This window comes from Nonomuraea sp. NPDC049709 (genome assembly GCF_040674815.1).
GTDB lineage: Bacteria > Actinomycetota > Actinomycetes > Streptosporangiales > Streptosporangiaceae > Nonomuraea.
Window position 1 is genome coordinate 1 of sequence record NZ_JBFANM010000107.1, and the last position, 12,242, is coordinate 12,242.

Genomic DNA, 12,242 nt, shown 5'->3' on the forward strand with positions numbered 1-12,242 from the left:
CTGGCGGTGTGGGCGGCGCGGTGGGCGCTGCGCTCGGCGCCCGCTCCCGCGCCGGCCGGTGGCGGGCGGGCCAGGCTGCCGAAGGGGGTCGTGTTCCTGGGCGTGCTGGCGTTCTGCTGCCTGGTGGGCGAGGGGGCCGCGGCCGATTGGAGCTCGGTCTACCTGCGCGAGGATCTGGCGGCCTCGCCGGGGTTCGCCGCCGCCGGGTACGCGGCCTTCTCCATCATGATGACGGCGGGCCGGCTGGCGGGAGACCGGCTGGCCGCCCGGTTCGGGCCGGTGCCGCTGGTGCGCTGCTGCGGGCTGCTGGCGGCGGCCGGGCTGGGGCTGGCGCTGCTGGGCGGGCACCCGGTGGCGGGGGTGGCCGGGTTCGGCTGCTTCGGGGCGGGGTTGTCGTGCATCGTGCCCCAGGTGTTCTCGGCCGCCGGTCACCGCGACCCGGCCTTCGCCGGACGGGCGCTGGCACGGGTGGCCTCGATCGGCTACCTGGGCTTCCTGTCAGGCCCGGTGTTCATCGGCGCCGCCGCCGAGCTGACGGGCCTGCCGCGGGCACTGGCCATCCCGGCCCTGCTGGCCGCATTCGTCGCCCTGGCAGCCACGGCCCTCCGGGTGCGCGGCGAGACCCTCGACCCAGCCGAACCCCGACCCCGCGAAAAGGCCCGCCCGGAGCAGAACTCACCCGAACCCCGGCCCCACAGAGAAGCCCGCCTGGAGCAGAACTGACCCGAACTCTGGACCCACGGAGAGGCCCGCCCGGAGCAGAACTGACCCGAACTCTGGACCCACGGAGAGGCCCGCCCGGAGCAGGGCTCAGCCGAACTGCTGCCAGCCGAGCCTGATCACCATCGCCACCACCACACATAGCAGGACGATCCGCACGAATGCCGCGCCACGCTTGAGCGCCATCCGCGCCCCGAACTGGGCGCCGGCCACGTTGCACACGGCCATGCTGAGCCCCAGCGCCCAGTTCACGTGCCCCTGCAGCCCGAACACCACGAGCGCCCCGACGTTCGTCCCGATGTTGATGATCTTCGCGGAAGCCGACGCGGAAACGAAGTCCAGCCCGAGGATGGTGGTGAAGGCGATGATGAGGAACGTTCCCGTCCCCGGCCCCATGATGCCGTCGTAGAAGGCGATCCCCACCCCCGCCGTCGCCACCGCCGCGAACACCCGCGGCCTGGTACGCAGGTGCGGGACCGGCACGGCGCCCATCGCCGGCCGCAGCGTCACGAACGCGGCCACGGCCAGCAGCACCACCATGACGGCGGGCCGCAGCACCTCGGCCGAGATCGCCGCCGCCGCCCACGCCCCCAGCCCGGCGCACACCACGGCCATCACCGCACCCGGGATCGCCACCTGCCGGTCCACCTTGGTGGAGCGCGCGTACGCCACGGCGGCCGAGGTGGTGCCGAACACCGACGACAGCTTGTTGGTGGCCATCGCCTCGACCGTCGGTATGCCGGTCACCAGGATCGCGGGAAGCTGCAGCAGGCCGCCGCCGCCCACGACGGCATCGACCCACCCCGCCCCGGCCGCTGCGATCAGCAAGACCACGATCTGCTCCAGCGGCACGCGCCACTCCCCCGATTCCCCCAAGAAACGTCAAGAGTGTACAAGTCGGAAATCTGTTACTTGTCACCCCCTCACCTCAGGGGACACAGCTCAGGCCGGGCACGACGGAGGCCGGGAGCGGCGCCCCACGGGAGGGCGAAGGCGGGGAGTGCCCGGCTGCTGGTCGTCGCCACGACGCGCACCGGCGAGGACGGGGCCGCCGACCCCCTGGCCCCCCGTGGCAGGACGAATGCCGGAAGCCGCGCACCCCACATGACAGAGCGAAAGCCGGAAGGGGCGCACCCCTGACAGAGTGAAAGCCGGGAGCGGTGCGCCTGTGGCAGGACGAAAGCCGAGGGCGGCGCGCCCCGCGACACGACACGCCGTCACCCGAGTCTCCGAGCCTCCTGGAACCTCCCTCTACCTCCGAGACCTCCGTGGGCATCCGCGGCCCCGCGCCCCTTCATCGATCAGCGAGCCGCCGCAGCGATCAGCGAGTCGTCGCCAGGGTCCGCTTCCTCGAGGCGTAGATGTCGTCGATCAGCCCGTAGGTCCGCGCCTGCTCGGCCGTGAAGATGCGATCCCGCTCGATGTCCTTCCTGATCTCCAGCACGCCCCTGCCGGAGTGCCGGGCGAGGATCTCCTCCTGCTGGTCCCGCATCCGCAGGATCTCCCTGGCGTGGATCTCCAGGTCGCTGCCCTGCCCGCGCCCGCCCTCAGCGTGCGGCTGGTGCAGCAGCACGCGGGAGTGCGGCAGCGCCGCACGCTTGCCCGGCGCGCCCGCCGCCAGCAGCACGGCCGCCGCCGAGGCCGCCTCACCGATGCAGACCGTGTGGATCTCGGGCCGGACGAACTGCATCGTGTCGTAGATGGCCGTCATCGCCGTGAACGAACCGCCAGGCGAGTTGATGTAGATGTTGATGTCCTGGTCGGGATCGAGCGATTCCAGCGTCAGCAACTGCGCCATCACGTCGTTGGCGACGGTGTCGTCGATCGGCGCCGCCAGGAACACCACCCGGTCCTCGAACAGCTTGTTGTACGGGTTCATCTCCTTGATGCCGTAGGAGGTGCGCTCCGTGAACGACGGCAGCACGTATCGGCCGGACATGTCAGTTCATCCCTTCTGCGATGTGGTCGACGATCCCGTATTCCAGGGCCTGCTGGGCGGTGAACCAGCGGTCGCGGTCGGAGTCTTCCTGGATGCGCTCCAGCGGCTGGCCCGTGTGGTGCGCGATGATCTCGGCCATCCGCCGCTTGGTGTAGAGCATGTTCTCCGCCTGGATCTGGATGTCGGTGGCCGAGCCGCCGATGCCGCCCAGCGGCTGGTGCATGACGACGCGGGCGTTGGGCAGGGCGAAGCGCTTGCCCTTCGCGCCCGCCGACAGCAGCACCTGACCCATCGAGGCGGCGAATCCCATCGCCACCGTCTGCACGTCGCACGGAATGAACTGCATCATGTCGTAGAGCGCCATCCCCGCTTGCACGGAACCGCCCGGTGAATTGATGTAAAGCGTTATGTCGCGCCTGGGGTCCTCGGCCGCCAGCAAAAGCAGCTCCCCGCAGAGCCGGTTGCAAATCTCGTCGTCGACCTCCTGGCCGAGCACGACGATGCGCTCCTTCAGCAGGCGGTGGCTGAGCTGGTCAGGCCAGGGTGCGCGCTGTGTCTCCGTCATGACGGACGCCTTTCTGAGCGGGTATTTCTGCGAAAAACGCTAGCCCCGGAGGCCGTGAATTATGGAATCTTTCGCTGGCGGCGCATTTCTCTCAGGGCGCATTACTCCGTCAGCGAATTTTTATCGACATACAATCGCGGATGTGAGAAGGAACCTTCCGCGCCGGTGGGCGTGCCTCATCCTCGGCGGGGCGCTGCTGATGCCGTACATGATGGTCGGCGTGCTGATCTCGGGCATGGTGCGCGGCGAGTCGGCCAACCTGCTGCTGCCGGCCCAGGTGGGCGTGTTCGCCGCGGTGCTGCCCGTGGTGGCGGTGACCGGGCTGTTCCTGCCGGTGCGGGGGCTGGTGGTGAGCGCGGCGCAGGGCCTGCTCGGGGCGCGCGTCGAGACCCCGCCGCGGCAGGCCGGACGGTCCTGGCAGGAGCGGCGGCGCACCGCCGCCTGGTTCACGCTGCACCTGGGCATCGGCGGCGTGGTCAGCGGCTGCACGCTGGCGATCGTGCCGTTCACGCTGTTCACGCTCGTACTGCCGTTCACAGGGCGGGCGACCCCGGTGCTCGGGTTCCTGATCACGCCGGGGTGGATCGCGGTGTGGTGGGCGGTGGGCGGGGTGGCGCTGCTCGGCGCGCTGGTCGCCACGGCGGCCGGGGCGGGCGAGCTGCTGGCCCGGCTGGCCCCGGTCCTGCTCGGCCCCACTCCCGGTGAGCGGCTGGCCGCCGCCGAGGAGCACGCCCGCGCGCTGGCCGAGCGCAACCGGCTGGCCCGCGAGCTGCACGACTCGGTCGGGCACGCGCTCAGCGTCGTCACCCTGCAGGCCGCCGCGGCCAGCCGGGTCCTCGACCGCGACCCGGCCACCGCCAGAACCGCGCTGGCCGCCATCGAACAGTCGGCCCGCGCCGCCCTTGACGACCTCGACCACGTCCTCGGCGTCCTGCGCGCCGATGAGAACGACCCGGGCTCAGCAGATGGTCAGGCCATCGCCCCCGGCCCGAACACCGCACGCGACTCCGACCAGCGCGGCACGACCGAGACCCGCCAGCGCGGCACGACCGAGGGCGACCAGCGCGGTGCAACCGACCACCGCCCAGACGGTCACCCCGCCCGCACAACGAGCGGCGCGGCCGGCCACCAACCAAAGGGCCACCCGGCCCGCGCGACGTGCGGCACGGCAGGGGGCGCGACGGGCGGCGCGACGGGCGGCACTGCGGACGGCACGGCGGACGGCACTGCGGACGGCACGGCGGACGGCACTGCGGGCGGCCACGACGCGGCGGGCGCGGGTCGCTGGGCGAGTGAGGAGGGCCGTGATGCCCGCCGGGTGCCGCAGGCGACGCTGGCCGATCTCGGCGGGCTTGTCGCGGCCTCCGGCGCCCAGGTGCGGCAGGAGGTGGGCGATCTGTCCGGGGTGCCCGCCGTGGTGTCCCGGGAGGCGTACCGCATCCTGCAGGAGGCGCTCACCAACGCCATCAGGCACGGCCACGGCCCCGTACGCCTGACCGCCGCCGTCCATGGCGCCGACCTGCGGCTGGAGGTGAGCAACCCGCACGATGGCACCCGAACCCGCAGGGAGAGCGCGCGGGTCGGGGGCAGGGGGGTGGCGGGGATGCGGGAGCGGGTCCGGCTGCTGCGCGGCGAGCTGGAGGCCGGGCCCACCGAGGCCGGGTGGCGGGTGGCCGTACGGCTGCCGCTACGGTCGAGCCCATGACACTCAGAGTCGTGATCGCCGACGACGAGGACCTCATCCGCGCCGGCCTGCGCATCATCCTCGACGCCGAGCCGGACCTGAGCGTCGTCGGGGAGGCCGCCGACGGCGCCGCCGTCGTCCCCGTGGTGCGCCGCGAGCGGCCCGACGTCGTTCTCATGGACGTGCGCATGCCCACCCTCGACGGCATCCGCGCCACCGAGCTGCTGCTCACCCTGGACGAGCCGCCCAAGGTGCTGGTGGTGACCACGTTCGAGAACGACGACCACGTCTACGACGCCCTGCGCGCCGGCGCCAGCGGCTTCCTGCTCAAGCGCACCCGCCCGGACGACCTGGTCCAGGCGGTACGGCTGGTCGCGGCGGGCGAGTCGCTGCTGTTCCCCGCCGCGATCCGGACGCTGGCCGGCCGCCGCCCCCAGGGCACCGCCCGTGTGCCCGGCATCGACCGGCTGACCGGGCGCGAGGGCGACGTCCTGCGCCTGATGACCAGGGGCCTGTCGAACCAGGAGATCGCCGCCGAGCTGGTCGTCAGCCAGGAGACGGTCAAGACGCACGTCGGCAACGTGCTGGCCAAGCTCGGCGCGCGCGACCGCACCCAGGCGGTGATCGCCGCGTACGAATCCGGCTTCGTCTCCCCCACCGCCTAAGGACGCACGCCCCCGCGCCGCAAGAGCTCGGCGGCGGGCAGCAGGGTCGCCTCCGCCGCGCTCAGCCCGGTGGCGGCCAGGGCCCGGTCGACCAGGCTCAGCCCCACCGCATATCCCGCCATGTCGGGAATGCCGCGCGGCTCCTGCCCGAAGTTGCGCACGGCGCTGTCGCCCAGCACGTACGCCGGCGTGTTCTGCATCCCCTGCAGATCGAAGTCGGCCATGATCCGCTCGTGGGCCCGCTCGAACGCCTCCCCCGTCACCATCGACGACCACGGCCCCATCGCCTCGGCCCCTGACAGCTCCCGGACGAACGCCTCCGCCAGCCCCTCGGCCACCACGTGCTCCCCGACGGTCACGGTCACCGGGTTCCACTCCACGTTGGTGTAACGCACGTTGTGGTGGAACTCGTGCACCGCGAGATGCCCGATCCGGCCGATCACCTCCGGCGAGGGCCAGGCCAGCAGGTAGAGCCAGCCGGGCGCGCCGCCCATGCCGTAGTAACCGCCCGTGGTCGTCATCAGGTGCTCGTCGTCGGGATTGCCCATCACGAACATGACCTGCAGCGAATCGGCCTGCTTGGCCCCGCTCAGCCGCTCGGAGGCGCGGGTCAGCTCGCGCCGCACCTGCCCGAGCACGTCGGCCTCGATCATGCGGCGCACGGCCGGCAGGTAGCGGGGATCGTCGGCGTCGACGCGGAAGCCGCCGCCCTGGTGGTGGATGTCGACGATGTCGCCGGGCACCGGGATGGCCTCGCGCATGGGCGCCAGGAGCTCCCGCAGCGCGTCGGGCCGGCGCTCGATCGGCTGCTCCAGCAGCCCGGCCATCGCCGTGAGGGTGTCGTGAACGATGAATTCCATGCCGCGGACGCTAAAGCCTCCCGTTACGTGAGGCTCAACCGGTTATCGTCACAGCGGCGATTCGTCGCCCGGATCCTCCCCCGGCGACCGGCCGGGCGTGCTCTGCCCGCTGTCGGTCGGCGACGGCGACTGCGACGGCGAGGGCTGCGGCACGGGCGTCTCCGGCGTCGGCGGCGGCGTCGGCACGAACACCGTCGGCGGCAGCTGCCTGGGCTGCGGCTCGCTGTCCTGCCGCCCGAGCAGCAGCAACAGCAGGATCGTCGTCACCATCAGGAGCAGCAGCACCAGCACCAGCGCCGCCAGCAGCACCCGCTTGCGCGTCTCGGTCGGCGGCCGGCGCCGCCTCGTCGGCCCCGGCAGCGCGGGCGCGCGATCGGTCAGCCAGTACGGTACGAAGTCCGGCCCGTGCGCCTCCCCGATGAACGTCCCGCCCACCATGACCGGCTCCAGGAACCACTCGGCCCCCGTCCGCCCCGGCGCGTACGGCACCGCCACCCACGGCGCGGGCCCGGCATGGAAGTCCAGCACCTCCGGCACGCCGTCCAGCACCGCGCCCCGCGGCCGGCCCGGACGCCCCAGCCAGGCGCGCATCCCGGACCGCTCCCGCCCGCCGGCCTCCCTGACGGCGGTGATGAACCGGTCGCGCGCCGCGGCGTCGTAGGCGGCGCCTCTCGTCAGCACGGCCAGCGACACGGCGCGCCCGTCCGGCGCCTGGCCCAGGTACACGAATCCGGCCGGCGCCGTGTGCAGGCGGGCCTGGACCGCGTAGGGCCCCAGCCGGGGTGGATCACCGTACTGCAGGGGACTTGCCACGTTTGCCATGAAAGCACAGACGTGGCGTCGTGCACGTTTGCGGCGCGTTTGGTGGAATGGCGTCATGAGCGTCGCCGAAGAGTTGCCAGGCGGAAACGATGCGGCTCTGCTGCGTCAGAGTCTCGACGAGGTCCGGCGTGTCATCGTCGGGCAGGACCACATGGTCGAAAGGCTCGTCGTGGCCCTGCTGGCGCGCGGGCACTGCCTGCTCGAAGGAGTGCCCGGCGTCGCCAAGACCCTCGCCGCCTCCACCCTGGCCACCGTCGTGGGCGGCACGTTCGCCCGGATCCAGTTCACCCCCGACCTCGTGCCGAGCGACATCGTCGGCACCCGCGTCTTCCACCCCTCCAACGAGAAGTTCGACGTCGAGCTCGGCCCCGTGTTCGTCAATTTCCTGCTGGCCGACGAGATCAACCGCGCCCCCGCCAAGGTCCAGTCCGCGCTGCTGGAGGTGATGGCCGAGCGCCAGGTCACGCTGGCCGGCGTCACCCACCCGCTGCCCAAGCCGTTCATCGTGCTGGCCACCCAGAACCCCATCGAGTCCGAGGGCGTCTACCCCCTGCCCGAGGTGCAGCGCGACCGGTTCCTGTTCCGCGTGCGGGTGCCGCACCCCAGCGCCCACGAGGAGCTGGAGATCCTGCACCGCATGAGCGTCACCCCGCCCGTCGCCGATCGCGTGCTCGACCCCGCCAAGCTGCTGGCCCTGCAGGAGGCGGCCGAGCAGGTCTCGGTGCACCAGCTCGTCGCCGACTACGTGGTACGGCTGGTCATGTCCACCCGCACCCCCGCCGAGTACGGCCTGACCGAGCTCGGCGAGACGATCGAGATCGGCGTCAGCCCCCGCGCCACCCTGGGCCTGGTCTCGGCCGGCCGGGCGCTGGCCCTGCTGCGCGGCCGCGACTACCTGCTGCCCGACGACGTACGCGACGTCGCCGTGGACGTCATGTCCCACCGGCTGATGCTCACCTTCGACGCCCTGGCCGACGGCGTCGACCCCGAGCAGGTCGTCAAGCAGATCCTGCAGGCGGTCCCCCCGCCCCTCGTCGTCTGGAACCAGAGCCGTTGACGACCCGGGAACGAACCCGACGCGCGAGGGACGAGTGCGGCCAAGTAGCGAATAAGGAGCTGGTGAGCGACCGATGAGCACAGCTGAGCAGGCCTTGCGGCGGCTGGAGCTCACCGTCACCCGCCGCCTCGACGGGCTGCTGCACGGCGCTCACCAGGGCCTGCTGCCCGGCACCGGCAGCGAGGCCGGCGACAGCCGCGTCTACGTGCCCGGCGAGGACGACGTGCGCCGCATGGACTGGGCGGTGACCGCCCGCACGACCATCCCCCACGTACGCGACCTCATCGCCGACCGCGAGCTGGAGACCTGGGCGCTGGCCGACCTGTCGCCCAGCATGGACTTCGGCACCGCCGACACCGACAAGCGCGACCTGGTGGTGGCCGCCATCGGCGCGATCGGTTTCCTGTCCAGCCGCATGGGCGACCGGTTCGGCGCGCTGGTCCTGCACGACGAGTACGTGCACCGCATGCCCGCCCGCACCGGCCGCCCCGCCCTGTACGGCCTGCTGCACTCCCTCATGGACGCCCCCCGCGGCCGGATCGTGGACGACCCGCCCGACCTGGCCGAGGGCATCGAGGTGCTGTCGGCCACCCGCAGGCGGCGCGGCATGCGGCTGATCGTCTCCGACTTCCTCGACGCCGAGCCCGACCTCGACCCCGACGCCGAACGCCCCTGGGAGCGCCCCATCAGGCGCCTGGCGGCCCGCCACCAGGTGCTGGCCGTCGAGGTCATCGACCCCCGCGAGCTCGAGCTGCCCGACGTGGGCCGCGTCGCGTTCGCCGACCCCGAGACCGGGAAAGTACGCGAAGTGCACCTTTCGCCCAAGATTCGGCATGCGTACGCGGAGGCAGCCGCCCTGCAGCGCGAGGGCACCCGCCTGGCCCTCCGCCGCGCCGGCATCGCCCACCTCGTCCTGCGCACCGACCGCGACTGGGTGTTCGACGTCGCGCAGTTCGTCCTGCGCCAGCGTCGAATGAGCCACCTCGCCCACAGGAGACCCACCCCATGACATTCCTGGCCCCCGGCTGGTTGTGGCTGTTCACCCTGGTGCTGTTGCTGGTGGCCGGCTACATCGTGGCCATGTTCGCCCGCCGCCGCTACACCGTGCGCTTCACCAACCTGGCCCTGCTCAACCTGGTCGCCCCCGCCGGCCCCGGCTGGCGCCGCCACGTCGCGCCCGCGCTGTTCCTGGTCATGATGTCGCTGCTGGTCATCGGCGCCGCCAAGCCCGCCGACGAGGTACGCGTGCCACGCGACCGCGCCACCATCATGATCGCCCTGGACGTGTCGCTGTCCATGGACGCCGACGACGTCCAGCCCGACCGCATCAGCGCCGCCAAGGCCGCCGCCCAGGCCTTCGCCCGCGAGCTGCCCGACCGCTTCAACGTGGGCGTGGTCACCTTCGCCCGCTCGGCCAACGTCGTCATCTCCCCCACCACCGACCACCAGGCCGTGATCACCGCCATCGGCAACCTCACCACCCGCCCCGGCACCGCGATCGGCGAGGCCGTCTTCAACTCGCTCGACTCGCTGCGCTCGTTCGACCAGCAGGCCGCCACCGACCCGCCGCCGGCCGCCATCGTGCTGCTGTCCGACGGCGACAACACCTCCGGCCGCTCGGTCAACGAGGCCATCGAGGCCGCCCAGCAGGCGCGCGTGCCGGTCTCCACGATCGCGTACGGCACCCAGGAGGGCACCGTCAGCATCGACGGCAGGCCCGTGAACGTGCCGGTCAACAAGCAGACGCTGCAGTCGCTGTCCGACGGCACCAGCGGGCGGGCCTACACCGCCGAGTCCGGCAGCGAGCTGCGGGAGGTCTACGAGCAGATCGGCACCTCGCTCGGCTACAAGCTGGTCAACCAGGAGGTCACCCAGTGGTTCATCGTGGCCGCGATCCTGGCCGGGCTGCTGGTGTCCGGTGCCGCGGTCCTGTTCGGTTCCCGGATCCCGTAACGTTTGGCGACGTGGCGCACTACTTCTCCGAGCGGCCGGACACCGCGAGCAGGCCGGGGTCGGTCGATCTCGTCCTGCCCGACCTGCACCTGCGGCTGGAGACCGACAGCGGCGTGTTCTCCCCCGAGCGGGTGGACGTCGGCACGCGCGTGCTGCTGGAGAGCGTCCCGCCACCGCCGCAGGAGGGCGACCTGCTCGACCTCGGCTGCGGCTACGGGCCGATCGCGCTGACCATGGCCTCGCGGGCGCCCAGGGCGACCGTGTGGGCCGTCGATGTGAACCGGCGCAGCCTGGAGCTCACCGAGCGGAACGCCCAGGCCGCGCGCCTTTACAAAGTAAGGTCAGTTCATGTCGATGATGTGCCAGATGAAGTGAAATTTCGGGCCATCTGGTCTAATCCTGCGATCCGAATCGGGAAGCAGGCCCTGCACGACATGCTCACCAGGTGGCTCACCCGGCTGACGCCCGACGGCGTGGCCTACCTGGTCGTCCAGAAACACCTCGGCTCGGACTCCCTGCAGCGCTGGCTCGGCGAGCAGGGCTGGCAGGCCTCCCGCGAGGCCAGCCGGGCCGCCTACCGCATCCTGAAGGTGACCCGATGAGAAGGCAGCTGCGCCCCACCGACGTCAAGCGGCTCAACCGCACCTGGCGCAGGAACACCGGAAACCGCCTCGGCCTGATCATCGAGTCGGTCACCGGCCCGTTCAACATCGGCTCGATCTTCCGCAGCGCCGCCGCGTTCGGCGTGGACGAGGTCTGGCTGGCGGGCAACGCCACCCCGCCCACCAACCCCAAGGCGGGCAAGACCGCGCTGGGCACCGAGCGGCTGGTCACCTGGCACGAGGCGATCCCGGCCACCGAGGCGGTCAAGGCGGCCAGGGAGAGCGGCTTCACGGTGCTGGCCATCGAGCTGACCGCCGAGGCCGTGCCGCTGCACCGCGCCGACCTCGGCCGCGACGTGTGCCTGGTGGTCGGCAGCGAGGACCACGGCTGCTCCCCCGCCCTGCTCGACGCCGTGGACGGCGCCTGCTACATCCCGCAGGTCGGCCGGGTGGGCTCGTTCAACGTCGCCGTCGCCGCGGCCATCGCGCTGGCCGAGGCCCGCCGCCAGGAGTGGGAGAATCTCCCCGATTCGTAACCGAACCGTTTACCAGGGAAGGGCATACTTCAGGACGTGCTGAGCCGCCGATTCGCCTTCCTCGACCACCCCGGCCCGCTCGCCTTCGCCCACCGCGGAGGCGCGTCGGAGGGCGCGGAGAACTCCGCCGCGGCCTTCGAGCGGGCGGTGGCGCTCGGCTACACCCACCTGGAGACCGACGCGCACGCCACCGCCGACGGCGTGCTGCTGGCCTTCCACGACCACACGCTCGACCGCGTGACCGACCGGCGTGGCCGCATCTCCGAGCTGCCCTACCGGGCGGTCAGGCGGGCCCGCATCGGCGGGGTGCACGAGATCCCGCTGCTGGAGGACCTGCTCGGCACCTGGCCGGAGGTCCGCTTCAACATCGACGTCAAGGAGGCGGCCGCCATCGCGCCGCTGGCCGAGGCGATCAGGCGGACCAACTCCTACGACCGGATCTGCCTGACCTCCTTCTCCGACGAGCGCCTGGTGCTGGCCAGGGCGGCGCTGGGCAAGGAGGTGTGCTCGGCACTGGGGCCGCGCGGGGTCGCCGCGCTGCGGGCCGCCGCGGCCACCTCCGGCTACGGCCGCCTGCTGGCCCGCCTGTCGCGGGCCGGGGTGCCGTGCGCGCAGGTGCCGGTGGGCTTCCGCGGGCTGCGCGTCACCACCGGGCGCCTGATCCGCACCGCGCACGCCATCGGCATGCAGGTGCACGTGTGGACGATCAACGACACCGCCCGCATGGAGCAGCTGCTCGACCTGGGCGTGGACGGCATCATGACCGACAACGTCACCGGCCTGCGCGACGTGCTCGATCGCCGCGGCCTGTGGCATCCCGGCCGCATGGCGGCCTGACG

14 protein-coding genes are annotated in these 12,242 nt (G+C 72.2%); 9 read left to right on the forward strand and 5 right to left on the reverse strand.

The window, feature by feature from the left end:
• Positions 1-723, forward strand: a 723-nt coding sequence (locus AB0J69_RS55015; protein ID WP_364135981.1) for an MFS transporter, incomplete at its 5' end; no start/stop codon positions are given.
• A gap of 87 nt (positions 724-810) precedes the next feature.
• Here AB0J69_RS55015 and AB0J69_RS55020 read toward each other — a convergent pair.
• The 3 genes from AB0J69_RS55020 to AB0J69_RS55030 all read right to left on the reverse strand — a co-directional run bounded on the left by AB0J69_RS55020 (position 811) and on the right by AB0J69_RS55030 (position 3,224).
• On the reverse strand, positions 811-1,572 hold the full coding sequence (locus AB0J69_RS55020; protein ID WP_364135983.1) for a TSUP family transporter: 762 nt from the start codon (positions 1,570-1,572) through the stop codon (positions 811-813).
• A gap of 469 nt (positions 1,573-2,041) precedes the next feature.
• Positions 2,042-2,659, reverse strand: a complete 618-nt coding sequence (locus AB0J69_RS55025; protein WP_364135986.1) for an ATP-dependent Clp protease proteolytic subunit — start codon at positions 2,657-2,659, stop codon at positions 2,042-2,044.
• A gap of 1 nt (position 2,660) precedes the next feature.
• A complete protein-coding gene (locus tag AB0J69_RS55030) occupies positions 2,661-3,224 on the reverse strand; it encodes an ATP-dependent Clp protease proteolytic subunit (protein WP_364135989.1) in 564 nt (187 codons plus the stop codon).
• 142 nt (positions 3,225-3,366) lie between these two features.
• On the opposite strand from AB0J69_RS55030, the gene AB0J69_RS55035 reads away from it, so the two are divergent.
• Positions 3,367-4,929, forward strand: coding sequence for a histidine kinase (locus tag AB0J69_RS55035; RefSeq protein ID WP_364135992.1), 1,563 nt, complete (start codon positions 3,367-3,369; stop codon positions 4,927-4,929).
• A complete protein-coding gene (locus AB0J69_RS55040; RefSeq protein ID WP_364135995.1) occupies positions 4,926-5,573 on the forward strand; it encodes a response regulator transcription factor in 648 nt (215 codons plus the stop codon). Before AB0J69_RS55035 ends, AB0J69_RS55040 begins: the two co-directional genes overlap by 4 nt.
• Here the strand turns inward: AB0J69_RS55040 and AB0J69_RS55045 are convergent.
• Positions 5,570-6,433: a DUF2268 domain-containing putative Zn-dependent protease gene (locus AB0J69_RS55045; protein ID WP_364135998.1), complete on the reverse strand. Its 864-nt coding sequence runs from the start codon at positions 6,431-6,433 to the stop codon at positions 5,570-5,572. The genes AB0J69_RS55040 and AB0J69_RS55045 overlap by 4 nt on opposite strands.
• A 48-nt stretch (positions 6,434-6,481) precedes the next feature.
• Positions 6,482-7,255 (reverse strand): hypothetical protein, encoded by a 774-nt coding sequence (locus tag AB0J69_RS55050; RefSeq protein ID WP_364136001.1) that lies wholly within the window; start codon positions 7,253-7,255, stop codon positions 6,482-6,484.
• Between the two features lie 55 nt (positions 7,256-7,310).
• Here AB0J69_RS55050 and AB0J69_RS55055 point away from each other — a divergent pair, with 55 nt between their 5' ends.
• The 6 genes from AB0J69_RS55055 (at position 7,311) to AB0J69_RS55080 (ending at position 12,240) form a co-directional block, all read left to right on the forward strand.
• Entirely contained in the window at positions 7,311-8,312 is a 1,002-nt protein-coding gene (locus AB0J69_RS55055) for an AAA family ATPase (RefSeq protein WP_364136004.1), read from the forward strand.
• 73 nt (positions 8,313-8,385) lie between these two features.
• Positions 8,386-9,321, forward strand: coding sequence for a DUF58 domain-containing protein (locus AB0J69_RS55060; RefSeq protein WP_364136007.1), 936 nt, complete (start codon positions 8,386-8,388; stop codon positions 9,319-9,321).
• On the forward strand, positions 9,318-10,265 hold the full coding sequence (locus tag AB0J69_RS55065) for a VWA domain-containing protein (protein ID WP_364136010.1): 948 nt from the start codon (positions 9,318-9,320) through the stop codon (positions 10,263-10,265). Before AB0J69_RS55060 ends, AB0J69_RS55065 begins: the two co-directional genes overlap by 4 nt.
• 11 nt (positions 10,266-10,276) lie before the next feature.
• Positions 10,277-10,867, forward strand: a complete 591-nt coding sequence (locus AB0J69_RS55070; RefSeq protein ID WP_364136013.1) for a methyltransferase — start codon at positions 10,277-10,279, stop codon at positions 10,865-10,867.
• The gene (locus AB0J69_RS55075; RefSeq protein ID WP_364136016.1) at positions 10,864-11,403 is read left to right on the forward strand and encodes a TrmH family RNA methyltransferase; all 540 of its coding nucleotides are present in this window, start codon (positions 10,864-10,866) and stop codon (positions 11,401-11,403) included. Before AB0J69_RS55070 ends, AB0J69_RS55075 begins: the two co-directional genes overlap by 4 nt.
• A gap of 39 nt (positions 11,404-11,442) precedes the next feature.
• On the forward strand, positions 11,443-12,240 hold the full coding sequence (locus AB0J69_RS55080; protein WP_364136078.1) for a glycerophosphodiester phosphodiesterase family protein: 798 nt from the start codon (positions 11,443-11,445) through the stop codon (positions 12,238-12,240).
• Positions 12,241-12,242 lie beyond the last annotated feature (2 nt).

What these genes read in the sequence shown, in the direction of transcription:
- AB0J69_RS55025 (WP_364135986.1), bottom strand. Translation starts at nt 2,659, where the DNA reads ATGTCCGGCCGATACGTGCTGCCGTCGTTCACGGAGCGCACCTCCTAC.
- AB0J69_RS55050 (WP_364136001.1), bottom strand. Translation starts at nt 7,255, where the DNA reads ATGGCAAACGTGGCAAGTCCCCTGCAGTACGGTGATCCACCCCGGCTG.
- AB0J69_RS55060 (WP_364136007.1), top strand. Translation starts at nt 8,386, where the DNA reads ATGAGCACAGCTGAGCAGGCCTTGCGGCGGCTGGAGCTCACCGTCACC.
- AB0J69_RS55045 (WP_364135998.1), bottom strand. Translation starts at nt 6,433, where the DNA reads ATGGAATTCATCGTTCACGACACCCTCACGGCGATGGCCGGGCTGCTG.
- AB0J69_RS55040 (WP_364135995.1), top strand. Translation starts at nt 4,926, where the DNA reads ATGACACTCAGAGTCGTGATCGCCGACGACGAGGACCTCATCCGCGCC.
- AB0J69_RS55075 (WP_364136016.1), top strand. Translation starts at nt 10,864, where the DNA reads ATGAGAAGGCAGCTGCGCCCCACCGACGTCAAGCGGCTCAACCGCACC.
- AB0J69_RS55065 (WP_364136010.1), top strand. Translation starts at nt 9,318, where the DNA reads ATGACATTCCTGGCCCCCGGCTGGTTGTGGCTGTTCACCCTGGTGCTG.
- AB0J69_RS55055 (WP_364136004.1), top strand. Translation starts at nt 7,311, where the DNA reads ATGAGCGTCGCCGAAGAGTTGCCAGGCGGAAACGATGCGGCTCTGCTG.
- AB0J69_RS55030 (WP_364135989.1), bottom strand. Translation starts at nt 3,224, where the DNA reads ATGACGGAGACACAGCGCGCACCCTGGCCTGACCAGCTCAGCCACCGC.